General features: G+C 69.7%; 19 protein-coding genes and 1 tRNA gene. 9 read left to right on the forward strand and 11 right to left on the reverse strand.

The window, feature by feature from the left end:
- Nucleotides 1-118 precede the first annotated feature (118 nt).
- The 4 genes from topA to DEU36_RS13775 all read left to right on the forward strand — a co-directional run bounded on the left by topA (nt 119) and on the right by DEU36_RS13775 (nt 6,240).
- Entirely contained in the window at nt 119-2,824 is a 2,706-nt protein-coding gene (topA, locus tag DEU36_RS13760) for a type I DNA topoisomerase (RefSeq protein WP_120264893.1), read from the forward strand.
- Nucleotides 2,821-3,459 carry a dTMP kinase gene (gene tmk, locus DEU36_RS13765; protein ID WP_120264894.1) on the forward strand — a complete coding sequence of 213 codons (639 nt, stop codon included), beginning with the start codon at nt 2,821-2,823 and terminating at the stop codon, nt 3,457-3,459. The genes topA and tmk overlap by 4 nt, the downstream gene beginning before the upstream one ends.
- A 76-nt stretch (nt 3,460-3,535) precedes the next feature.
- Complete coding sequence (locus DEU36_RS13770; protein WP_120264895.1) at nt 3,536-4,690, forward strand: DNA polymerase III subunit delta'; 1,155 nt, start codon at nt 3,536-3,538, stop codon at nt 4,688-4,690.
- Complete coding sequence (locus tag DEU36_RS13775; RefSeq protein WP_120264896.1) at nt 4,687-6,240, forward strand: alpha/beta hydrolase; 1,554 nt, start codon at nt 4,687-4,689, stop codon at nt 6,238-6,240. The genes DEU36_RS13770 and DEU36_RS13775 overlap by 4 nt, the downstream gene beginning before the upstream one ends.
- 180 nt (nt 6,241-6,420) lie before the next feature.
- Here DEU36_RS13775 and DEU36_RS13780 read toward each other — a convergent pair whose 3' ends face one another.
- The 4 genes from DEU36_RS13780 to DEU36_RS13795 form a co-directional block, all read right to left on the reverse strand.
- Complete coding sequence (locus DEU36_RS13780; protein WP_120264897.1) at nt 6,421-7,227, reverse strand: nucleotidyltransferase domain-containing protein; 807 nt, start codon at nt 7,225-7,227, stop codon at nt 6,421-6,423.
- A 134-nt stretch (nt 7,228-7,361) separates the two neighbouring features.
- A complete protein-coding gene (locus DEU36_RS13785) occupies nt 7,362-8,021 on the reverse strand; it encodes a methionine ABC transporter permease (protein ID WP_183045406.1) in 660 nt (219 codons plus the stop codon).
- A complete protein-coding gene (locus DEU36_RS13790) occupies nt 8,014-9,051 on the reverse strand; it encodes a methionine ABC transporter ATP-binding protein (protein ID WP_120264899.1) in 1,038 nt (345 codons plus the stop codon). The genes DEU36_RS13785 and DEU36_RS13790 overlap by 8 nt, the downstream gene beginning before the upstream one ends.
- A 68-nt stretch (nt 9,052-9,119) precedes the next feature.
- The gene (locus DEU36_RS13795; RefSeq protein ID WP_120264900.1) at nt 9,120-10,016 is read right to left on the reverse strand and encodes a MetQ/NlpA family ABC transporter substrate-binding protein; all 897 of its coding nucleotides are present in this window, start codon (nt 10,014-10,016) and stop codon (nt 9,120-9,122) included.
- A gap of 230 nt (nt 10,017-10,246) precedes the next feature.
- Here DEU36_RS13795 and DEU36_RS13800 point away from each other — a divergent pair.
- A tRNA-Thr gene (locus DEU36_RS13800) sits at nt 10,247-10,322 on the forward strand.
- A 69-nt stretch (nt 10,323-10,391) separates the two neighbouring features.
- Here the strand turns inward: DEU36_RS13800 and DEU36_RS13805 are convergent.
- Both DEU36_RS13805 and DEU36_RS13810 read right to left on the reverse strand, forming a co-directional pair.
- Entirely contained in the window at nt 10,392-11,519 is a 1,128-nt protein-coding gene (locus tag DEU36_RS13805; protein WP_120264901.1) for a Gfo/Idh/MocA family protein, read from the reverse strand.
- Entirely contained in the window at nt 11,516-12,280 is a 765-nt protein-coding gene (locus DEU36_RS13810; protein WP_183045433.1) for a sugar phosphate isomerase/epimerase, read from the reverse strand. The genes DEU36_RS13805 and DEU36_RS13810 overlap by 4 nt, the downstream gene beginning before the upstream one ends.
- A 189-nt stretch (nt 12,281-12,469) precedes the next feature.
- Between DEU36_RS13810 and DEU36_RS13815 the strand changes: the two genes are divergently transcribed.
- The 4 genes from DEU36_RS13815 to DEU36_RS13830 all read left to right on the forward strand — a co-directional run bounded on the left by DEU36_RS13815 (nt 12,470) and on the right by DEU36_RS13830 (nt 16,359).
- Nucleotides 12,470-13,048, forward strand: coding sequence for a TetR/AcrR family transcriptional regulator (locus DEU36_RS13815; protein ID WP_120264903.1), 579 nt, complete (start codon nt 12,470-12,472; stop codon nt 13,046-13,048).
- Between the two features lie 69 nt (nt 13,049-13,117).
- Nucleotides 13,118-13,513 (forward strand): hypothetical protein, encoded by a 396-nt coding sequence (locus tag DEU36_RS13820; RefSeq protein ID WP_120265175.1) that lies wholly within the window; start codon nt 13,118-13,120, stop codon nt 13,511-13,513.
- A gap of 60 nt (nt 13,514-13,573) precedes the next feature.
- Nucleotides 13,574-15,778, forward strand: coding sequence for an efflux RND transporter permease subunit (locus tag DEU36_RS13825; RefSeq protein WP_259455384.1), 2,205 nt, complete (start codon nt 13,574-13,576; stop codon nt 15,776-15,778).
- On the forward strand, nt 15,775-16,359 hold the full coding sequence (locus DEU36_RS13830; protein ID WP_120264904.1) for an isochorismatase family protein: 585 nt from the start codon (nt 15,775-15,777) through the stop codon (nt 16,357-16,359). Before DEU36_RS13825 ends, DEU36_RS13830 begins: the two co-directional genes overlap by 4 nt.
- Nucleotides 16,360-16,363: 4 nt before the next feature.
- On the opposite strand, the gene DEU36_RS16230 is transcribed toward DEU36_RS13830, so the two are convergent.
- The 5 genes from DEU36_RS16230 to DEU36_RS13855 all read right to left on the reverse strand — a co-directional run bounded on the left by DEU36_RS16230 (nt 16,364) and on the right by DEU36_RS13855 (nt 22,684).
- Entirely contained in the window at nt 16,364-17,932 is a 1,569-nt protein-coding gene (locus DEU36_RS16230) for a serine/threonine-protein kinase (RefSeq protein ID WP_220700933.1), read from the reverse strand.
- A 105-nt stretch (nt 17,933-18,037) separates the two neighbouring features.
- Nucleotides 18,038-19,357, reverse strand: coding sequence for an ABC transporter permease (locus DEU36_RS13840; RefSeq protein WP_120264905.1), 1,320 nt, complete (start codon nt 19,355-19,357; stop codon nt 18,038-18,040).
- A complete protein-coding gene (locus DEU36_RS13845) occupies nt 19,357-20,109 on the reverse strand; it encodes an ABC transporter ATP-binding protein (RefSeq protein WP_120264906.1) in 753 nt (250 codons plus the stop codon). The genes DEU36_RS13840 and DEU36_RS13845 overlap by 1 nt, the downstream gene beginning before the upstream one ends.
- Nucleotides 20,106-21,719, reverse strand: coding sequence for a hypothetical protein (locus tag DEU36_RS13850; protein WP_259455385.1), 1,614 nt, complete (start codon nt 21,717-21,719; stop codon nt 20,106-20,108). Before DEU36_RS13850 ends, DEU36_RS13845 begins: the two co-directional genes overlap by 4 nt.
- A complete protein-coding gene (locus DEU36_RS13855; protein WP_120264907.1) occupies nt 21,716-22,684 on the reverse strand; it encodes a hypothetical protein in 969 nt (322 codons plus the stop codon). The genes DEU36_RS13850 and DEU36_RS13855 overlap by 4 nt, the downstream gene beginning before the upstream one ends.
- Nucleotides 22,685-22,760 lie beyond the last annotated feature (76 nt).

Here is a 22,760-nt window from a genome sequence, read left to right on the forward strand (position 1 = left end):
CGCGCGCGCCCGCGCGGCCCTCGCTCGCCGACATGCCGGCATAAGGATATGGCGCGCCGTTCCCAGCGTCTTCCACCGTGTGGCGCGTGTATGGTGTGCGCTGGAGAAAGGAAGACTCGTGGCAGGCGGCAAGAAACTCGTCATCGTCGAGTCCCCGACCAAGATGAAGTCGATCCAGGGCTACCTGGGCGACGAGTACGAAGTGCTCAGCTCGGTCGGGCACATCCGGGACCTCGCTAAGAAAGAGGACATCCCGGCCGACAAGAAGCAGGCGTACGGCAAGTACTCCATCGACGTCGACAACGGCTTCGATGCGTATTACGTGGTCAGCGATCGCAAGACCAAGACCGTTGCCGAGCTCAAGCGCGCCCTGAAGGACGCCGACGAAGTCCTGCTCGCCACCGATGAAGACCGCGAGGGCGAGGCGATCGCCTGGCACCTGCTCGAGGTGCTCAAGCCCAAAGTTCCCGTCAAGCGCATGGTCTTCCACGAGATCACCAAGGACGCCATCCGCGCGGCCGCCGACAACACACGCGAGCTCGACCTCGCGCTCGTCAACGCCCAGGAGACCCGCCGCGTTCTCGACCGCCTCTACGGCTGGGACGTCTCACCCGTGCTGTGGCGCAAGATCGGCTCCGGCCGCGACGGTCAGGCACTGAGCGCCGGCCGCGTGCAGTCCGCCGCCACACGCATGGTCGTCGAGCGCGAGCGCGAGCGGATGTCGTTCGTCTCCGCCTCGTACTGGGACATCGAGGCCCATGCCGCGAAGGACGGCGGCTCGTTCTCGACCCGCCTCGCTCGGCTCGACGGTGCCCCGCTGGCCCGCGGCACCGACTTCGACGACACCGGTTCACTCAAGAAGGCGGTCGTCGTCCTCAACGAGAAGGACGCCCGCGAGCTCGCCGCCGCGATCGAGAAGGCTGCCACCGCAGCCGTCACCGCGGTCGAGGCCAAGCCCGGAACCCGCAGCCCCAAGCCGCCGTTCACGACCTCCACGATGCAGCAGGAGGCCGGCCGCAAGCTCTCGATGAGCGCCAAGCACGCGATGAGCGTCGCCCAGCGTCTCTACGAGAAGGGCTACATCACCTATATGCGTACCGACTCGACCGCGCTCTCGGCGCAGGCCGTGACGGCGGCGCGTACGCAGGCGGTCGCGCTCTACGGCGATCGCGCGGTTCCCGCGAGCCCGCGCTCGTACCGCAACAACGCCAAGAACGCCCAGGAGGCGCACGAGGCGATCCGTCCGTCGGGTGAAGAGTTCCGCACTCCCGCGTCCGTCGCCTCCGGCCTCGACCGCGACGAGCAGCGCCTCTACGACCTCATCTGGAAGCGCACCGTCGCCAGCCAGATGTCCGACGCGAAGTACGAGACCACGACCGTCACGCTCGAGGTCGACGCCGGCGGCAAGCGCGCCGCGTTCACGGCATCCGGAACCGTCTACACGTTCAAGGGCTTCCTCGAGGCGTACGAAGAGGGCAACGACGAGAAGCGCGGCGACAACGACCGCTCGGCCGACCAGTCGCTGCCGCCGGTTGCCGTCGGCGACAAGCTGGCGTTGTCGGATGTCGAGCCCAAGGGCCACGCGACGAGCCCCAAGCCCCGCTACACCGAGGCGAGTCTCGTCAAGGCGCTCGAAGAGAAGGGCATCGGGCGTCCGTCGACCTTCGCGAGCATCATCGACGTCATCCTCGAACGCGGCTACGTCACCAAGCGCGGCCAGGCGCTCGTGCCCAGCTGGCTCTCGTTCAGCGTCGTGCGGCTGCTCGAGCAGCACTTCTCCGACCTCGTCGACTACGACTTCACGGCCGCCCTCGAAGACGACCTCGACGCCATCGCCCGGGGCGAGCAGGCGCGTGAGGCCTGGCTGCAGGAGTTCTACTTCGGCTCGGACAACCACGTGGGTCTGCGCAACATCGTCGAGAACCTCGGCGACATCGATGCGCGCGAGCTCAACGCGACGCCCATCGGCGACGTGGCGACCCTGCGCTTCGGCAAGTACGGTCCGTACCTCGACGTCCCGGTCGGCGACGGCGAGACGCGCATCGTCAACGTGCCCGACGACCTCGCGCCCGACGAGTTGACGCCCGAGAAGGCGCAGGAGCTCATCGACGCTCCCGTCGCCGGTGACCGGGTGCTCGGTGAGAACCCCGAGAACGGCAAGCTCATCGTGGTCAAGGACGGGCGCTTCGGCCCGTACGTGCAGGAGCTCGAGCCCGAGCCCGACGAGACCGTCGACGAGTCGACCGGTGAGGTCGCGCCCGCCAAGAAGAAGACGACGAAGAAGAAGGAAGCGGCCCCCAAGCCGCGGACGGCGTCGCTCTTCAAGTCGATGAGCGTCGACACGGTCGACCTCGAACAGGCGCTCAAGCTGCTGTCGCTTCCTCGCGTCGTGGGCGTCGACCCCGAGTCGGGCAACGAGATCACCGCGCAGAACGGCCGCTACGGCCCGTACCTGAAGAAGGGCACCGACTCGCGCACGCTCGCCAGTGAGCAGCAGCTGTTCGACATCACGCTCGAAGAAGCTCTCGCCGTCTACGCGCAGCCCAAGTACGGCGCCCGCGCCGCATCCAGCGCGCTCAAGGAGTTCGAGGCCGACCCCACCAGCGGCAAGCCGATCAAGCTCAAGGACGGCCGGTTCGGTCCCTACGTCACCGACGGTGAGACCAACGCGACCATCCCGCGCGGTGAGAACGCCGAAGAGGTCACCTTCGAACGCGCCGTCCAGCTGCTCGCCGACAAGCGCGCCAAGGGCCCCGCGCCCAAGCGCAAGACGGCCGCGCGCAAGACCACCACGACGCGCAAGCCCGCGGCAAAGAAGAAGTGACCGGCTCCGCCGACCGCGGACTCTGGATCACCCTCGAGGGCGGCGACGGGTCGGGTAAGACGACTCAGGCGACCGCTCTCGAGGCCTGGCTCCGCGAGAGCGGTCGCGAGGTCGTGCGCACGCGAGAGCCGGGCGGCAGCGACGTGGGCGTGCTCATCCGCGACATCGTCCTGCATCACCGGGGCGACATCGCGCCGCGCGCCGAAGCCCTGCTGTACGCCGCCGACCGGGCACACCACGTCGCGACCGTCGTCCGTCCGGCCCTCGACCGCGGCGCCGTCGTCGTGCAGGACCGGTACCTCGACTCGTCGGTGGCCTACCAGGGGGCCGGACGCGTCCTGGATGCCGGCGAGGTGCGTGACCTGTCGCTGTGGGCCACCGACGGCGCGCTGCCCGACATCACGGTGCTGCTCGACCTCGATCCCGCGGCCGCGCGGGCCCGTCTCGACGCCGACGACAAGCCGTTCGACCGGCTCGAAGCCGAGAAGGCCGACTTCCACGAGCGTGTGCGCACCGCCTTCCTCGGGCTCGCCGCAGCGGAACCCGAGCGGTTCCTCGTGCTCGACGCGACTCGCCCGCCGGTCGACCTCGCCGTCGAGATCCGGGCTCGCGTCGAACGCTCGCTGCGCGGTTGAGTCGGCGCCGACGAGGGAGCCGTCGCCCGCCCGATGCGGGGTCACCGAGGTCGGAGGCTCCCCGTAGGCTGGACCCATGACCGTCTCCGCTCCGCTCGCACCGCCGTGGGGCGAGGTCTGGGGCCAAGACTCCGCCGTGGCGGCGCTGCAGGCCGCGGCATCCGATCCCGCGCAGCTCGCGCACGCCTGGCTCATCACGGGCCCGCCCGGCTCGGGGCGCTCGACGCTCGCGCACGCCTTCGCGGCCGCGCTGATCGCCGAGCCGGGCGACGAAGCCGCGATGCGGCAAGTGCTCGCCGGTACCCACCCCGATCTCACGGCACTGCGCACGGAGGGCGTCGTCATCTCGATCCGCGACGCCCGGGCCCTCGTCGAACGGTCGTACTTCTCGCCGTCGCTCGGCCGATACCGCGTCATCGTCGTCGAAGACGCCGACCGGATGGTCGAGCGCACGAGCAACGTGCTGCTCAAGGCTCTCGAAGAGCCGCCGGAGCAGACGGTCTGGGTGCTGTGCGCGCCGAGCGATGCCGACCTGCTGCCGACGATCCGCTCGCGCGTACGCACGCTGCGGCTTCGTGAGCCCGACGTGGCGGATGTCGCGCGGCTCATCTCTGCGCGCACGGGGGTCGACGACGCGGTGGCCGAGCAATCCGCTCGCCTTGCCCAGCGACACATCGGCATGGCCCAGCGTCTGGCCACGGATGCTGCCTCTCGGGAGCGCCGCGATGCGACGCTGCGCGCGGTGCTGGCGGTGCGCGGGGTGTCCGACGCCGTCGAGACGGCCGGCCGGATCGTGAGCGCGGCGACCGAGGACGCGAAAGCCCTGACGGCGGAACGCGACGAGTCCGAGCGTGAGGCGTTGCGGCGCACGCTCGGGGTCGCACCGGGCGCGCCCGTCCCGCCTGCGGTGCGTGGTCAGCTGAGCGCGCTCGAAGACGACCAGAAGCGCCGCGCCACCCGCAGCCTGCGCGACGGTATCGATCGCGTCCTCACCGATCTCGAATCGATGTATCGCGACACGCTGATGCTCCAGTTCGGCCGCGAGGGCGACTTGATCAATCGGGAGCTGACGAGCGAGCTCGCCGCTCTCGCGTCGGCATGGACCCCCGACCGCACACTCGTCGTCCTCGATCGCATCTCGGCCACCCGCAGCGCCCTCGAAGGCAACGCGGCGCCCCTGCTCGCTCTCGAGAGCATGCTCATCACCGTCGCCAGCGGAAGGACACCGTGAAAGCTCCCCGTCGTCTGGTCACCGTCGTCGCCATCGCCGCGGCCACGGTGACGGTCCTCACCGGATGCGTCTTCAAGGGAAGCCCCGATCAGGCTTCGCCCGCGCCGAGCCGCACCCCTGTCACCGAGGGTGTCTCAGCTGATCTCATGCCGTTCTACGGGCAGGAGCTCGATTGGGCTTCCTGCTCGGGCGCCGACTCGGGAACGTATGACTGCACGACGGTGCGCGCCCCGCGCGATTGGAACGACCCGGGTGCCGGCGAGATCGAGCTCGCCGTCGTTCGGCGTGCCGCGGGATCAGGCGACGCGCTCGGCTCGCTCCTGGTCAACCCCGGCGGCCCCGGCGCGAGCGGGTACGACCTGATCGCCGACAGCGCCCAGTTCGCCGTCGGCTCGGTGCTGGCCGACGCCTACGACGTCATCGGGTTCGACCCGCGCGGAGTGGGGCGCTCCAGCGCGGTCGCCTGCTTCGACGCCGCAGGCACTGATGCCTACTTCTTCGACATCCCGGCGGCGCCCCGCGGCACGCCCGAATGGGAAGCGGAGCTGACTGCCCGCAACGAGCAGTTCGCCGCCGCCTGCGATGAGAACAGCGACGGCATCCTTCCCTTCATCACGACCGAGTTCGCCGCGCGCGACATGGATCTGCTGCGTGCGGTGCTCGGCGACGAGAAGCTCAACTACCTCGGCTACTCGTACGGGACCTTCCTCGGTGCGACGTACGCCAAGCTGTACCCCGAGAACGTCGGGCGCCTTGTGCTCGATGGGGCGATCGACCCGAGCGTGTCGTCCCTCGATGTCAGCGCGACCCAGGCGGTCGGCTTCGAGTCGGCGCTGCGTGCGTTCATGGCGGCCTGCCTCGAGGAGGAGGACTGCCCCTTCCGCGGCTCTGTCGACGACGCGATGACCGACCTCGGCACGCTGCTCGCGAGCGTCGATGCCTCGCCGCTGCCGGCATCCGATGGTCGGCGGCTCGGCGCTGACTCGCTGATGACCGCGATCATCGCGGCTCTGTACTCGCAGGACAACTGGCCCATCCTGCGCCAGGCTCTTGCGCAGACGCTCACCGGTGACCCGGCGACGGCGTTCCTGCTCGCCGACTTCTACTACGCGCGCACGGCCGACGGGCGCTACGAGGACAACTCGTCCGAGGCGTTCCGCGCCTACAACTGCATGGACTACCCGGTCGAGAACGACCCCGAGGCGGAAGCCGCCTCGAAGGCACGCCTCGCGGTAGAAGCCCCGACAGTCGCGCCGTACTGGGAGGGTGTCGACGCCTGCGCTGTCTGGCCTTACCCGCCGACGGGCACGCGGGGCGAGATCACGGCCGACGGTGCCGCACCGATCGTCGTCGTGGGCACGACCAACGATCCCGCCACCCCGTACGAATGGTCGGAGTCGCTGGCCGATCAGCTCGCCTCAGGCGTGCTCATCACGCGTGAGGGCGAAGGACACACCGGGTTCCAGAAGGGAAACTCGTGCGTCGACGACGCGGTCGAGGCCTTCTTCATCGACGACACGGTTCCCGAAGACGGACTCGTCTGCCGCTAGGCCTCTGCCCCTCGCCCTCCCACCCGAGGTCCCAGTTCGGCCGGGAATGCTGCCCCGAAACCCGGCCCAAGTGGGACCTCGGGGAGGTTCGTCCGCCGAGGTGACGCCGTGCTTGCCGCGAGGTCCCAGTTGAGCCGGGAATGACGTCGCCGTTCCCGGCCGAAGTGGGACCTCGCCGGCTCAGCGAGGCCGGGGCAGGGCCCGGAACATCTCGATTGCTGCCTGGACGCCCTCGGGTGAGGCGCCAACCGCGCTGAGCGCCGCGGTGACCTGAACGCCGAAGTCGCCGGGTGCGGACGGGAGGCGCGAGACCCCCGGCACGATGCCCTTCTCGTTGATGGCCCAGACTCTGGCGTGCGCGTGCCATGCGTAGGCAAGTCGCACGGCCGCGTTGCTCAGGCAGAGGTCGACGTAGGCGGTGTCGCCGCGGTCGGCGACCTTCGCTGCGGCATCCACGAGGAAATCCACCTGCCACAGGTCCTCGATGAACGCCCGCCGCAGCGGTTCCGGGTAAGGGTCGAGGGAAGCGGCGTTGTCGCGCAGGAAACGGGCGCCATCGACGAGTGGCTTCGCGAGGGCGACCTCGCCGGCGTAGGCGACATCCAGGAACCCGGAAGGATGCCCCGGCTGTGCGTGGAAGGCGAACGTGCCGCGACGCGCCCTCGCGATCTGAGCTCGAACCCGGTCGACGTCACGAATGATGATGTCCACGGGCATGCCCGCGATCGTCGACCATGCTCCGCTGTCCACCCACGGGCCCCAGCTCCCCGCGTGTCCGACGGTGACCGGTGCCTCAGCCCAGCGAGACACCGTCGCTGAGACGGCGGCGCGGTCGATAGTCCGCCCATCGACGTAGACGCCGAGGTCGACGTCCGAGTCGGGGGCATGTGTTCCGCGCGCCCGACTGCCCCCGAGTGCCACCGCGACCACTCCGGGAGTTGCTGCAAGATCGTGCGCGATCCGAACCAGATCGGTATCCGAGAGCATCGTGCCAGGCTAGCGAGCACGCCGAGGTCCCAGTTGGGCCGGGAATGGTGTCGCCATATCCGGCCCAACTGGGACCTCGGGTGGGGTTGCCTCGGCCTGACCGAGGCGGTGCGCGGCCGACAGGCGGCAGGGCGTCAGCGGCGAAGGATGCGGCGGGCGAGGGCGTTGCCGAGGAACTGCACGCCCTGCACGAGCAGGATGATGATGATCACGGCCGCCCAGGTCACCCACGGGTTGAACTGGCGGAAGCCGTTCACCAGGGCGAACTGACCGAGCCCGCCCGCGGCGATGGCACCGGCGACCGCAGTCATGTCGACGAGCGCGACCACGATGAAGGTGTAGCCGAGCACGAGCGGGCCGAGCGACTCGCGGGGGACCAGCCGGAAGAGGATGCGCGAGCGACTCGCGCCGGCGGCGCGGGCGGCCTCGATCACCCCGGGCCGTACCGTCAGCAGGTTCTGCTCGACGATGCGTCCGATGGCGAACATCGATGCGATCGAGATCGCGAAGACCGCGAACTCGATGCCGATGCCGCGAATGCTGAACGCGCGCGCGAGAGGCTGCACCGCGGCCATGAAGATGATGAACGGGATCGGTCGGAAGGTGTTCACGATCACGTTGACGATGCCGAACACCACACGATTGGGGAACAGGCTGCCGGCCCGTGTCGCGTAGAGCGCGAGGCCGATGAGAAATCCCGCGGTACCGCCGAACACCAGGCTCAGCGTGATCATGTAGAGCGTCTCGGCCGTCGCCGGCCAGAGGTCGGGCAGCAGGTCGATGAGCCTATCCACGGGAGTCCTCCTCGATGAGCGGTGCGTGGGCGGATGCCGCGGCCACGGCACGGTCGACGGCATCCGTCTCTCCCGACAGGGCGAGCGTCAGGTGCCCGAAGACTCGCCCGCGGATGTCGTTGATGCCGCCGTGGATCAGCTCGAACCGCACACCGTGCGACGACAGTGCCGCGAACACGTCCGCCTGCGGCGACTCGCCCTCGCGGATCGTGAAGGTGACGATGCGACCGGGATGCCGCGCGCGCAGCGCGGCGAGCTTCTCGCCCGTGGGGGCCTCGTCGATGATGCTCGCCACGAAACGGCGCGTGGCGTCATGCGACGGTGCCGAGAGCACATCGAAGACGTCTCCGCTCTCGATGACGCGACCGTGCTCCATCACGACGACGCGGTCGGCGATCGCGCGAACGACCTCCATCTCGTGGGTGATGACCAGGATCGTCACCCCGAGCTCGGCGTTGATGCGCTTCAGGAGGGCGAGCACCTCCTGTGTCGTGTCGGGGTCGAGCGCGCTCGTCGCCTCGTCGGCGAGCAGGATGCGGGGACTCGTGGCGAGAGCCCGAGCGATGCCGACCCGTTGCCGCTGACCACCCGAGAGCTGCTCGGGGTAGTTCTTGGCCTTGCCCGACAGCCCGACGAACTCGAGCAGCTCCGCCACGCGTTGCTTCACCTCGGCGCGCGGGTGCCCGGCGACCTCCAGCGGGTACGCGACGTTGCCCGCGACGGTGCGAGAGTCGAACAGGTTGAACTGCTGGAAGATCATGCCGATGTCGCCGCGCAGGGCGCGCAGCTCGCGCTCACGAAGCCCCGTGATGTCGCGGCCGTCGATCTCGACGCTCCCGCTCGTCGGCGTTTCGAGGGCGTTGACCAAGCGCAGCACGGTGCTCTTCCCGGCGCCGGAGTAGCCGACGATGCCGCACACGGTTCCGGCTTCGATCTCGAGGTCGACGCCATCGACGGCGACGACCGGGTCGCCGCCCTTCGTGGACGGTGGGAAGCGCTTTGTCACGCCGGACAGGCGGATCAGGGTCATGCGGGGGCTCCTCGAACGGGACATGCGTGTGCGGCCCGTCCTGTGGAGCGGGCCGCACACGCATGATGTCACTGGTTGGCGCGGACGTCGTCCTCGACCTGCTTCAGGGCGGAGGCGAGCTCGTCCTTGGGGGTCTTCACGAGCACGGCGGATCCACCCGAAGCCTCCTGGAGGCCGTCGGTCACGGCCTTCGTGTTCTGGAAGATCTCGACGAGCTTCTCGTACGTCGGGTTGTCGGCGTCCTCGGCCTTGGCGGCGAAGATGTTGATGTAGGGCTGTGCGCTCGGGTCGCTGGGGTCGTCGGTCGCGAGCGCGTCGTCGAACGTCAGCCCGGCATCCTCGACGAAGTCGTTGTTGATGATCGCTGCGGCGACATCGGGAAGCGAGGTCGCGGTCAGAGCTGCGTCGAGAGCCTCGACCTTGACCTTCGATCCCGGCTCGACGTCTGCCGTGGTGGAGAAGACCGAGCCACCGTCCTTGAGCTCGATGAGGCCCTGCGCCTGCAGCACGAGCAGGCCCCGGGCCTGGTTGCTCTCGTCGTTCGGGACGGCGACCGTCGCGCCCTCGGGGATGTCGTCGATCGAGTCGTACTGCGTCGAGTACAGGCCCAGCGGGTAGGTCGCCGTCGAGCCGATGGCCACGAGGTCGTCGTCGGCGTTCACGTTGTAGGTCGCGAGGTAGATGATGTGCTGGAACTGGTTCAGGTCGAGCTCGTCCGCCGACAAAGCCGGGTTCGGCTGCGTGTACTCGGTGAAGTCGACGATGTCGACCTCGATGCCCTCGTCGGCGGCCGCTTCCTTGTACGTCTCCCAGTAGGGGTCGCCCGCGCCCACGACACCGATGCGGACGGGGCCGTCCTGTGCGGCATCGTCGGCGTCGCCGGAGCCCGCGTCCGACGCGCACGCGCCCAGCAGAAGGGTCAGGGGGAGGGCCAGGGCGGCCGCGGTCAGAAGTCGCTTGGACATGAGTGGTGCTCCTCGGATCGGGCACCGCGGGGCGGTGGCCCGCCCATGCGCGACCGGGGTCGCGCTCGCCTCATCGCGGTGCGCTACGACGGTAAGCGCCACCGCCGGACGGCGAGTAATCGTCGCGTAACACGGCGTCTCCCGGTATAAGGCCGCGGGCCTCGCCGCCGGTTCGCGGCGGGGTCGGAGAACATGTAACATTGCTGATCGTGCATCGCACAGCGACGCGCGCCGCCTTAGCTCAGACGGCAGAGCGATTCACTCGTAATGAATAGGTCAAGGGTTCGATTCCCTTAGGCGGCTCCACAACGAAAGGCCCGGACTCCGAAGAGTCCGGGCCTTTCGCATTACCCGCTCGGCGGGTCGCCGTGGGCGTTACAGCGTCGCGGCGAAGGGGTCGAAGTCGACGGGCACGGTGGGCACGGGCGTCACGGTGCTCGCGACCTTCACGAATTCGCCCGAGGCAGCCGATTCCTGCGCCGAGAGCATGACGTCGAGCACGTGGTACCCGAGCTCGCCGGTGGCGACGTGAGGCCGGTTCTCGGCGATCGCGCGAACCATGTCGAGCAGACCCAGGCCGCGGCCGGTGAGCTTGCCCTCCTGCTCGATCTCGATCCACTCCTGTTCGCCCCAGTTGCCGTCCGAGATCGACGTGCGCGCCTTGACGTACGCGATGCGTCCCTCGAACTGGTTGGGGTCGGGCAGGACGATGGAGCCCTCGGTGCCGTGAACCTCGAAGACGCCGTGGCGCTCGAGTGCGGAGTCGAAGCTCAGCAGGCTCGCCGCCTGCTGGCCCGCTTCGAAGGCCGTGACGACCTGCATCGTGGTGGGCACCTCGACGGGGAAGACGGTGCCCGCGTTGGGGCCGGCCTGGATCGTGCGCTCCTCGAGCTTCTTGCGCCCGACGGCAGCCACCCGGTCGACAGAACCGAAGAGGCTGACGAGACCGCTGAAGTAGTACGGTCCCATGTCGAGCAGCGGGCCGGCCCCCTGGGCGAAGAGGAACGCGGGGCTCGGGTGCCACAGGTCGGGGCCGACGGTCTGGAAAGCCGTCGAGGCGAACATGGGCTCGCCGATCACACCGCTCTGGATCGCGCGCTTCGCGGTCTGGAAGCCGGGGCCGAGAAGCGTGTCGGGCGCCGAACCGATGCGCAGGCCCGCGGCATCCGCCTGGCGCAGGAGCTCCGCGGTGCTCTCGCGATCGAGGCCGAGCGGCTTCTCGGTCCAGACGTGCTTGCCCGCGGCGATCGCTCGCGAGGAGATCTCGACGTGGACGGCGGGGATCGTCAGGTTGACGATGACGTCGACGTCGGGGTGGGCGAGGACATCATCGGTCGTGCCCCATTCCGCGACGCCGTGCTTCTCGGCCTGAGCCTTGGCGCGGTCGACGTCGAGGTCGCCGAGGATGACGACGCGGACATCGGGGAACGAGCCCAGGTTCTCGAGGTAGGTGTCGCTGATGACACCGACGCCGACGAAACCGACTCCGACGGGCCCGGTCATGCGCTGACGCCGTTCTCACGCAGGAACGCCAGGCTGGCGGCGACGTCGGCGAAGACGTCTCCGGGGGCCTTGTCGTACTCGACGACCGCGTACTTCAGTGCGGTCGCGGCACGCAGCGACTCGGCGAGCGGCACATCGCCCGTGCCGGCGTGGCGCTGGTCGAGGCTGTCCGAGCCGAACTGCTCGGCGCCGGGGGCCCAGGGGTTGGATGCCGGCACGACACCGTCCTTGACGTGCACGGCGATGAGGCGGTCGCCGAGGCTCTTCACCAGGGCAGGCACGTCCTGGCCGCCGGTCAGCGCCCAGAACAGGTCGAGCTCGAGGGTGACGCGCTCGTCGAGGAGCGAGACGAAGCGCTCGTAGGCGCTCTGACCGTCGAACGACGCGACGAACTCCTGCGCGTGGTTGTGGTAGCCGACGCTCAGGCCGAACCCTGCAGCGATCTCAGCCTGCGCGTTGAGGCGCTCGGCGATGTCGGCGACGCCTTCTTCGGTGAGCCAGCGGTCGGGGGCGACGAACGGGTCGATGACCGTCTTCATGCCGATGGTGGCGGCGGCCTCGTAGACGACCTCGGGCGCGGGTGTGGGGATGGAGCCGTCGGGCGTCCAGAGCTCGTCGGTCAGCAGGGGAGCGTGACCGGTCGGCGAGGTGAGACCGGCGGCATCCAGGGCCGCGCGGATCTCGGTCGGGCGCGAGACGAAGTCGAACGCCTCGACGTGTGCGAATCCGATCTCGGCGAGCTTCGCCAGCGAGCCGGACATGTCGGCGGAGAACTCCTTCGCAAGCGAATAGAGCTGGACGGATGCCTGGACCTGAGTCACAGTCGACCTTCTTTCGTACGTCATCGTGCGGGGTGCCTGTGGTGGCACGACGTCACGCTAACACGTAATACATCCAGGTGGAGGTTTTGTTGTTACAGTCGCCCTGTGAGCAACGACGATCGCGCGAGGATGGGGCGCCCGGGCGCCTACGCCAAGGGCGTCGCGCGGCGCCAGGAGATCCTCGACCGCGCGATCGAGGTCTTCCAGGAGCGCGGCCTGCAGGGCACGTCGCTGCGGCGCATCGCCGAGGCCATCGGGGTCTCGCACGCTGCGCTGCTGCACTACTTCGAATCGCGCGAGCAGCTGCTCGTCGCCGTCTACGAGCACGCCGAGACGCAGCGTGGTCGGCGTAACCCCGTTCCGCCCGAGACCGCGGTCGGCGTCATGACGCGCGCCGCCGTCGACAACCTCGAGGTGCCCGGCCTCGTCGAGCTCTACTCGATCCTCGTCGCCGGGGCGCTCGAGGCGGGGAGCGAGCACGGCAAGCGATTCTTCACCGAGCGATTCGAGCGCATCCGTGGTGAGTTGACCGTGAGGCTTCGCGCCGAGCAGCGAGCCGGAACCGTTCGCGACGATGTGCCCGCCGAGCAGCTCGCGGCGCTGCTCATCGCGGCGTCGGACGGCCTGCAGATCCAGTGGCTGCTCGAGCCCTCCATCGAGCTCGAGCGCACGCTCGCCTCTCTCTCGGTGCTGCTGCGTCCCGCGTGAACCTGCGCCGCGCGTGAACCATACTGAGTGCATGGCGCGAGCGACCTGTTTCCCGAGTCGGCGGTGCGCGTGACGAGCACCATCGACGCGGTCCTGGAGATCCTCAGCTGGGCGGGTTTCGGCGGTGCCGCCGTGTTCGGGATCGCGTTCCTCGCGCTGTGGGCGATGGACGGCACATGGCTGGCGGCCGAAGCTCTCGTCGATCATGAGGCCGATGGCACGTGGGTCCGGTGGTTCGACGATGAGGGTGAAGCCAACAGTGCGCGGGTCGACGAGCACGCGGCGACGCTTCTGGCCGGCCGCGATCGGGCCGACATCTGGTATCGGCGCGGGTGGCGGGGGAGGATGCGGCTGACCCGGCGCCCGCCCGCCCATCACCTGCTCGTCGGTCTGTCCTCCGGGTTCCTCGCGGTGGGCGTCGTCTCCCTCGTCGCATCCTGGGTCGTCCTCTTCGCGCGCGGCTGAGTCTGCGCGGCGATTGGCCGTGAGGTGGCGCGTCTCGAAATAGCTAGATAAGCTACCTACGTGAAGAGCGAACGAATTGTGCCGCGCTGGCTGCGCATCGGCATCCCCGCCCTGCTCGTGCTCGTCTGGATCGTGGGCGGTTCCGTGGGCGGGCCGTACTTCGGGCGGGTCAGCGAAGTGGCCACGAACGATCAGTCGTCGTTCCTGCCCGCCAGCGCCGATGCGACGCAGGTCAGCGAACGCCTGACCGACTTCACGGGCGGCGAAGAGATCCCGGCCGTCGTCGTCGCCGCCGCATCCGACCCGCTCGACGAGGCCCAGCTGACAGCACTCACCGAGCTCACCGCCGCCATCGGCGAGCTCGAGGGAGTCGGTGAGGTCTCGCCGCCCATCCCGTCCGAGGACGGTCTCGCGGTTCAGGTCTTCGTTCCCGTCGATGCCTCGGGTGAGGTGCGCGACGTCGTCGAAGAGATCCGCGTCCTCGTCCAGAAGGACCTTCCCGCAGGCGTGGAGGCGTGGGTCACCGGACCAGCCGGCTTCACGGCCGATCTCGCCGAGGGCTTCCTCGGCATCGACGGACTTCTTCTCCTCGTCGCGCTCGCCGCGGTGTTCGTCATCCTCGTCATCGTCTATCGGTCGCCGCTGCTGCCGATCCTCGTCCTCCTCACATCGGTGTTCGCGCTCTGCGTCGCGCTGCTGACGGTCTGGTGGCTCGCGAAGGCCGACATCGTCGTCCTCAACGGACAGGTGCAGGGCATCCTGTTCATCCTGGTCATCGGCGCCGCGACCGACTACGCCCTGCTGTACACGGCTCGCTACCGAGAGGCGATCGGGGCCGGTGCGTCACGGTGGGATGCGACGCTGCGCGCCTGGAAGGGCGCCGTCGAGCCGATCCTCGCCTCGGGGGGAACCGTGATCGCGGGCCTGCTCTGCCTGCTGCTGAGCGATCTCGCCAGCAACAAGGCGCTGGGCCCCATCGCCTCGATCGGCATCGCCTTCTCGATGCTCTCGGCGCTGACCTTCCTGCCGGCCCTCCTGGCGCTGTGCGGTCGAGCCGCGTTCTGGCCGTTCATCCCGCGCACCGGCGCGATCGATCTCCCCGACGACCCGAGTCAGCCGGTCCGCGGGCTGTGGCCGCGTCAGGCGCGCTTCGTCGCGCGCCGCGCCCGCCCGGTCTGGATCATCAGCACGGTCGTGCTTCTCGTCGGCGCCGCGGGCGTGCTGCAGCTCAACGCGAACGGTGTGCCCTCGAGCGACCTCGTGCTCGGAACCTCGGAAGCCCGCGACGGGCAGGCCGCTCTCGCCGAGCACTTTCCCGCGGGGTCGGGCAGCCCGGCATCCGTCATCGTTCCCGAGGGCCGTCTGGCTGACGCGCTCGTCATCCTCGACGAGAACCCCGGCATCTCTTCGGTCGCCGCCATCGCGGCCGACTCACCGACCGGTCAGGTCTCCGTGGCTCTCGAGGGCGGCGAGCCCGTCTTCGCCGCGGCGGGCCCGCCGGGCGCACCGGTGCCCGAGCCGACGGTGTCGGAGGGCGATGTCCTGCTCTCGGTGACGCTGACCGACCCCGCCGACTCGCTCGAGGCCGAGCAGACCGTGCGCGACCTGAGGGCGACCTTCGCCGACGAGGCGCCCGAGGTCCTCGTGGGCGGGACGACCGCGACCGACGTCGACACCAACGACACCTCGATCCGCGACCGCACCGTCATCATCCCGGTCATCCTGGTGGTGATCCTGCTCATCCTGATGCTGCTGCTGCGCTCGATCCTGGCGCCGGTGCTGCTCATCCTGAGCACGATCCTGTCGTTCGGCACGGCGCTGGGCGTGAGCGCTCTCGTGTTCAATCACGTGTTCGACTTCCCCGGAGGCGACCCCGCCGTTCCGCTGTACGGCTTCGTGTTCCTCGTGGCGCTCGGAGTCGACTACAACATCTTCCTCATGTCGAGGGTGCGCGAAGAGACGCTCGAGCACGGAACCCGTCGGGGCATCGCGCGAGGACTCGTGGCGACAGGCGGGGTCATCACCTCGGCGGGACTCGTGCTCGCAGCGACGTTCGCGGCCCTCGGCGTCATCCCGATTCTGTTCCTCGCGCAGATCGCGTTCATCGTGGCGTTCGGAGTGCTGCTCGACACGTTCGTCGTCCGCTCGCTCCTCGTTCCCGCGCTCGCCCACGACATCGGCGCCGCCATCTGGTGGCCGTCGAAGCTGTGGCGTCGTGAACGGGCCGTGCGCCGCGCGGACGCGGAGCGTAGCCTCGACGCATGACCCGTGCCCTGTTCATCGTCGATGTCCAGAACGACTTCACCGAAGGCGGAGCGCTCGGTGTGACCGGAGGTGACGCGGTCGCCGCCGCGATCACGCGTCACCTCCGGGATCACGCCGACGACTACGAGATCATCGTGGCCTCGCGCGATTGGCATCACGCTGATCATGACAACGGCGGACATTTCGCCGACGGTGAGCCCGACTACGTCGAGACCTGGCCGGTGCACTGCGTCGCCGATACGGCGGGAGCCGAGTACGACCCCGAGCTCGACGTCTCCGCCGTCACCCATCACGTGAAGAAGGGCCAGGGGGTGCCCGCCTACTCGCTCTTCGAGGGCACGACCGAAGCGGGGGATGCCGTCGCCGACCTGCTGACCCGGCACGGGGTCGTCGACGTCGACATCGTCGGCATCGCGACCGACTACTGCGTGCGCGCGTCAGCACTCGACGCGATCGCGCACGGTCGTCGCGCGCGCATCCTGACCGACCTCGTCGCGGGTGTCGCCGAGGAGTCGAGCGCCGCCGCGCTCGCCGAGCTGGCCCACGCGGGAGCACTGCTCACCTCCGCCGACGGACGCTGAGGGCTCAGCCGCCGGGCTTGTCCGGTTTACCGGGCCCCGTCGAGCCCGGTCCCTTGCCGCTGTTCGAGCCGGGGCCGTTTCCGTTCCCGTTGCCGCTGTTCGAGCCGGGGGCCAACCCGTTGTTCTGGGCCGGCGCGGCGGGGGTGTCGACGGTCGTCGCCCCGGCGGGGACCGCCCCGGCCGGCGTGTCATCTCCGGCGTCGCCCGTCCCCGGCGTGACGACCGTCTCGGTCGCCGCCGGGGTCTCGTCCGTCGGAGCCTCGACGTCGGCGACGCCGTTGCCCGTCGAGATGTCTGCCGGAGTCTCCACGACGGCGGGTACGGTCACATTCGTCGTCGGCGAGGCCGGGGGCGGCATCAGCAGCAGGTGAGCGGTGAGCGCTACTCCGATCGCGCCGACGGATGCGGCGCCGACGGTGATCGCCGTTCGCCTCCGGCGCCGCGTGGTCGTTCCGCGAGCCGCCGTCGAGGCACCGGTGGCGCGGAGGGGTGGCGACCCCAACAGCGGCTCGATGCCCGGTTCTGCTGTCGTGCCGCGTGCCCACAGGGCGGCGGTCGCGGCTACCGGGGCATCGGATGCCGTCGTGGTCTCGAGATCCCGAGCCTCGGTGACGGGCCACGCCGCGGTCGCGACATCCGCCTGAGCGGTGCGAGATGCGTTCTCATCGTCGCCTCTCCTCGCGGCAGGCGCAGCCGGTGCGGCTGGCGCGGCGCCACCCGAGGCGCCAGAGCCACGACGACTCAGCCGCGACATCACCTCGAGCGCCGTGGGACGGTCGTCGGGACGCCGCGAGGTCATCGCGCAGAGGAGGTCGCGCCACGGGTGGTCCAGCATCGGAGGCATGTCGGGGTCACGCGACAGGCGCGCCAGCAGCTGACCGCGATTGCCCTCCGACCCGGAGAATGCGCGCTCGCCGGTCGCTGCTTCGAGCAGCACCAGACCGAGCGCGTAGATGTCCGACGGCGGGGCGGGATCAGCGCCGTGCAGCAGTTCGGGCGCGATGTATGCGGCGGTGCCGATCAGCAGGCTGGGGGAGGTGACCCGGTCGCTGTCGAGAAGGTGGGCGATGCCGAAATCGGCGAGCTTGGCGCGCAGCGGCACGCCGGGCACCGTCGACCGGGCGAGGAGGATGTTCGACGGCTTCACGTCGCGGTGCACGATTCCCGCGTCGTGCACCACGTGGAGTGCGTCGGCGAGCTGAGAGCCGAGCGCGGTCAGCTCCCCGTCGTCGAGGACCCCCGTCGCGATGCGCTGCGACAGCGTCATCCCCACCACGTGCTCCATGACGAGGAAGCGCGGCTCGTCGCTCAGATGCGCGTCGAACAGGGTCACCAGGCCGGGGTGATTCAGTGACGCGAGTAGCCGCGTCTCGATCGCGGCGCGGTCCGACGCGGTGCTGTCGGTCAGCTCGGACCGCAGCACCTTGACAGCTACCGGACGCCCGAGCGCTTCGTCGCGCGCGAGGAACACGCGGGCCATGCCGCCCGAGCCGATCGCCTCGACAACGCGGTACCGACCCGCGAGGAGCACGCCAGGGAGGACGGAATCATCGCTCGCGACACTGTCGATCATCCCGCGTCCTCGTCCTCGGCCGTCCCCACCGCGAGCAACGGTAGACCTCGACGACTCGAGGCGAGGAGGACTGGCGCTCGGGCGCCGTCCGCGCTATGGGCGGGATCAGGCGTTGCCGCGCAGCGCCACGACCGGTTCGATGCGTGACGCGCGCCGGGCCGGGATGCCGCCGGCTGCGAGCCCGATGATCGCTCCGAGCACGGTTCCGCCGAGAGCCACCCAGGGATCGAGGACGGGCGACCACTGCTGCACGATCGATACGCCGATCACGGCGAACACGCCGAGGGCCGACCCGATCAGGCCGCCCAGCAGTCCGATGACGATCGACTCGACGACGAACTGTCCGGCGATCTGCCTTCCGGTCGACCCGAGCGCGCGTCGCAGCCCGATCTCGCCGGTGCGTTCGAGCACCGACAGGGTCGTGACGTTCGCGATCCCGAGGCCTCCCGCCAGCAGCACGATGACGCCGAGGATGAGGAAGACGACGTTGACGTCTCCCTGCACGTCGCGGGCGAGATCGGAACGGCCCTGCGGCGCGCTCACCTCGAGCGTGTCGACCGCGTCGGGCGCGAGGGCCAGAGGTGCCTGCTGACGCAGCTGCGGTCCGGTGCCGACCACGATGCGCGCGATGGCGTCACCGGGGGAGGCGAGCTGGAAGTCCTGTCGCGCGGCACCGGTGGGGATCACGACGGCGTCGACGACCTCGGCGCGGCGGTCGAGCTCGTCGAAGATCCCGACGACGGCGTAAGCCACGCCGCCGATGAACACCGAGGGCTGTGTGTCGATGCGATTGATCGCGAGGCGTTCGGCGGCGCGGGAGCCGAGCATCGCGACGCGATCGCCGCGGGCATCGTGTCCGGCGTCGAACGACCGACCCGTGACGATGCGCCCGCCGAGGGTGTCGAGGAACTCGCCCGAGGCCGCGAAGAGCGCCGGGGGAGCGGCAGCGGCGATCGAGGGATCGTTGATCGGCACGGCGGTGATCGTGTTCTCGCGCAGCGTGACCGGTGCCAGCACGGCGGCCGACTCGACGCCGGCGAGGTTCTCGAGGCGCGCCGGCGCATCCCACGGCAGCGAGGCGGTCGCGACCCGCTGGCCGCCGCGTGCCTGCGCCTCGCTCGGACCGATGCTCAGGTGGGTTGCGGCAGCGGCATCGAACTGCCGAGCGATCTGCCCGGCGGCGGTCTGTGCGAAGCCGATGGTCGCCACGAGCGCGCCGATGCCGAGCACCGTGCCCATGACGGTCATCACCAGACGCCCCGGGCGCGAGCCGATGTCGGTCGTCGCCTCGAGGACGAGGTCGCCGAACCCGAAGCGATCGGCGCGTGCCACCTGGCGGGCTTCGGCAACCGCGGTCGTCGTCGCCGAAGTGTCGGTCGAGCGGTCGGACCGCCGGCTGCGGAGCTTCTTCCAGAGCGCGGCCATCAGCTCAGCTCGCTCATCCGGCCGTCCGCGATGCGGATGCGCCGAGCCGCACGATCAGCCACGCCCTGATCGTGCGTGATGACGACGAAGGTCAGCCCGCCCGCGTTGAGCTCTTCGAACAACGCCATGATGTCGGCGGTGGTGGCCTGGTCGAGGTTGCCGGTCGGCTCGTCGGCGAGGATGACGCGGGGTTGTGTGACGACGGCACGCGCCACCGCCACCCGCTGTCGCTCACCGCCCGAGAGCAGCCCGGGACGGAAGTCGACGCGGTGACCGAGGCCGACCCGGTCGAGGGCGGCTCGTGCGCGCTCCGCGCGCTCGCCGCGTGGCGTGCCGCTGTAGAGCATCGGCAGCATGACGTTCTCGAGCACGGTTCGCCGCGGCATCAGGTGGAACGCCTGGAAGACGAAGCCGAGTCGTCGTGCACGCACCGCTGCCCGCTCGTCTTCGGTATAGCCGCCGGTCAGCTCGCCCGCGAGGCGGTACTCGCCCACGGTCGGCCGATCGAGGAGTCCGAGGATGTTGAGCATCGTCGACTTGCCCGATCCACTCGGCCCGACGATCGAGACGTACTCACCGTCGGAGACCGTCAGGTTGATGCCCTTGAGTGCTTGCACCTCCGGTGGGCCGGGGAACGAACGGGTGACATCGCGCAGCTCGATTACCGGTGGATTTTCATCCGATCGGATGACGTCGACGAACTCGTCCGGGGCGGCGGGGCGATCGGAGGTGACGATGGCGGCGTCGGTCATCGCCCGACCACGACGAGATCGTCTTCCGCGAGCTCACCGTCGGTAGCTCGCACCTCGACGGCGCCGCCGGCGGAGAGACCGGTCTCGACGACGACGAGGCGGGTGCGGGCGTCGGGGTCGCGCGGGTCGCCCTCGACGACCTCGACTCTCGTCTCGCCGCCTGGGCCTGCCGTCAGCGCCGCTGCGGGAACGCTGAGCACATCGCCCGCCGTCGCGCCGACGGCGATCGTGACGCGCACGTTCGTGCCCTGCAGCTGCGAGATCTGCTCGGGGGTCAGCGCGGCCGGCTCGAGGCTGACCTTCCACCGGCTCTCCCCGCCCGTTCCGGGGTCGACCGCGGTGACGGTCGCAGCGTGCTCGGTCCCGTCGGGCAGCGCGAAGCTGGCGGTCGAGCCGACCGTCAGGAGCTTGGCGTCGGCTTCCGCAGCTGATCCGGTCAGAGCCACGGTCGCGCCCGACACGGTCATCGCCGCACCGGAGAGGATGCTGCCGCGTTCGGCCGACACCGCGTCCACACGGCGCGGCAGCTCGGTGAGATAGAGCACCTCTCCCGCCGGAAGCGCGGGCAGGGCTTGCTGACGGGCGCGCACGAGGTCGTCCTGCGCCTGCGAGAGCTGGCTGGCCGCGGCGTCGACCGCCGCGCGCTCGCTGCTCGTGTCGGGCGCGGCGTTCAGCTGCTCGCGCGCGAGCTCGGCGGTGGCCACCTGGTTCTGGGCCGCGACGATCTCGTCCCACGAGGCGCCGTTCTCGCGCGCGCCCTGCAGCAGCGCGCGCGCATTCGCGACCTCGAGGTCGGCACGTGCGATGGCATTGCCGTCTCGCCCGGCCGCGTTCAGGGCTCCGCGCGCGGCGGCGAGGGCCTGCTCGGCGGACCGGACGTTGTCCTGGGCCGACCGGACGCTGCTCGTGCCGTCCTCCTCGGACTCGGGGCCGGTGTAGCCGACTGCCGCGTACAGCGCGGTGACCGCATTCGCGGCCTGCTCGTCGAAAACGTCGTTACCGGGGTCGCCCGCATCGATGCCGACGGCACGCATCGCCTCTTTGAACTGCACGACGTCGGGGCCGGCCACCCCGAATCGCAGGGTGCGGTAGGCGGGCAGTTCGCCCGGCAGCGTGATCACGGGACGCCCGGCCACCTCGAGCGCGACGGAGAGCTGCGTCAGCTCGGCTCCGAGTGCCGGAACCTGTCCGGTGACCACTGCCGGACCCGAGATCGCGGACGTGTCGATCTTCACCTCGACGGGGTCGGCGAACCCGACCTCGCCGCGGATCGTGACGTCATTGCTGAGCGGACCGAACTCCACCGGCACCGTCACGAGACCGGGAGCGGGGGCGTCGTCGGCCGCGGCCGAGGCGGGCGCCATGACGAACCGCCCGACGAGGAGCCCGCCGACGAGCGCGACCACGGCGACCGCCGCGGAGATCCACAGCACGCGGTTGCGGGCGGCCACCGACCGCCAGACGGCGAACCGGCCGCCGCTCGACAGTGTCGTGGAGGCCGCGGCATCCGGGCCGTCGTCGGCGGTTTCGGCCGGGCTCAGGGGATCTGCGACGAGGTCGTCGAACGAGTCATCGGGCTCTGGTGCGTCGTTCACGCGGCCGTCGCTCACGGACGAGCCTGCTCAGCCGCCGCCTTCATCGCCTCGAGCTCCGTCTTGTGATCGGCGATGAACTGCTCTTCGGCCTCGTACTGCGCCTTCTGGTACTTGGCGCGGTAGTCGGTCTCCTTGCGGCAGTCGAGGTCGGCGAGGGCCAGCTCGACCTCTCGCTCGTGGATCTCGTCCATCGTCGCCTCGTCCGGGCCGGTCTCCGTCATGTTCTCGTACACGGCGTTGAGCTCGTCGTAGATGGAGTTCTGGGCATCGGTCTGCGCGGCGAATCCGGGGTACCCCGCGGCGTCCATGCACGCGGCCCACTCACGGTCGATGTCGGCGATGGCGGGGAGCGAGGCGGTGCTCTCGTAGAACTTCGTGATGGCGTCCATGACGTCGGCGAACTCGTCGGACTGCAGCGGGTCGTCGCCGCTGATCTCGTGGCTGGCCCAGCCGTGACAGCCCGACGTCTCCCAGTTGTACTCGTAGGAGCCGTCCTCGGACATCTCCTCCTCGCTCGGGGTCGGGCCGTACAACGCTTCGTAGTACGCAGCCTGCTCCGACTCGGAGAGGGCCGTGACGTAGTCCGAGTTGGGATCGGTGGTCTGCTGCTCGGGCGCAGGCTCCGCGTCGGCGTCGGGATACTTCACGGCGCCGTAGCCCCACTGGGAGACGAACTCGCGGTCTTCGGGCTTCCATTCCGTGCCCGAACTGAACGAGGCGTTGGTGGGCGCGGGGATGTACTCGAAACCCTCGTCCTGCATGCACTGCGCGACGAGCTCCTCGCGCTGCTTGTTCTCCTTCTCGAACCGGGCCTGCTGCTCCTCCTCGCTCATATCGCCGCCGTAGAAGGCGGAGAAATACTCGTTCAGCGGCGAGTCCTCGGTGTCGTTCGCGGACCCGTCCGCGGCCGTACAACCGGCCAGCACGAAGACGAGACCGACCGCGGCCGGCGCGGCCCATCGGAGTGTTTTGCGGTGCACGTGCAACCCCCTTGTTTCAAGATCGCCTCAAGACTAGGGGTTCGCTGAGAGCCCCGAATCATCCGCGAGTATGACG

This window comes from Microbacterium sp. AG238, from assembly GCF_003610405.1.
Classification (GTDB): Bacteria; Actinomycetota; Actinomycetes; order Actinomycetales; family Microbacteriaceae; genus Microbacterium.

What these genes read in the sequence shown, in the direction of transcription:
- DEU36_RS13770 (WP_120264895.1), top strand. Translation starts at nt 3,536, where the DNA reads ATGACCGTCTCCGCTCCGCTCGCACCGCCGTGGGGCGAGGTCTGGGGC.
- DEU36_RS13780 (WP_120264897.1), bottom strand. Translation starts at nt 7,227, where the DNA reads ATGCTCTCGGATACCGATCTGGTTCGGATCGCGCACGATCTTGCAGCA.
- DEU36_RS13790 (WP_120264899.1), bottom strand. Translation starts at nt 9,051, where the DNA reads ATGACCCTGATCCGCCTGTCCGGCGTGACAAAGCGCTTCCCACCGTCC.
- DEU36_RS13795 (WP_120264900.1), bottom strand. Translation starts at nt 10,016, where the DNA reads ATGTCCAAGCGACTTCTGACCGCGGCCGCCCTGGCCCTCCCCCTGACC.
- DEU36_RS13805 (WP_120264901.1), bottom strand. Translation starts at nt 11,519, where the DNA reads ATGACCGGGCCCGTCGGAGTCGGTTTCGTCGGCGTCGGTGTCATCAGC.
- DEU36_RS13810 (WP_183045433.1), bottom strand. Translation starts at nt 12,280, where the DNA reads ATGTCCGGCTCGCTGGCGAAGCTCGCCGAGATCGGATTCGCACACGTC.
- DEU36_RS13815 (WP_120264903.1), top strand. Translation starts at nt 12,470, where the DNA reads ATGGGGCGCCCGGGCGCCTACGCCAAGGGCGTCGCGCGGCGCCAGGAG.
- DEU36_RS13830 (WP_120264904.1), top strand. Translation starts at nt 15,775, where the DNA reads ATGACCCGTGCCCTGTTCATCGTCGATGTCCAGAACGACTTCACCGAA.
- DEU36_RS16230 (WP_220700933.1), bottom strand. Translation starts at nt 17,932, where the DNA reads ATGATCGACAGTGTCGCGAGCGATGATTCCGTCCTCCCTGGCGTGCTC.
- DEU36_RS13840 (WP_120264905.1), bottom strand. Translation starts at nt 19,357, where the DNA reads ATGGCCGCGCTCTGGAAGAAGCTCCGCAGCCGGCGGTCCGACCGCTCG.
- DEU36_RS13845 (WP_120264906.1), bottom strand. Translation starts at nt 20,109, where the DNA reads ATGACCGACGCCGCCATCGTCACCTCCGATCGCCCCGCCGCCCCGGAC.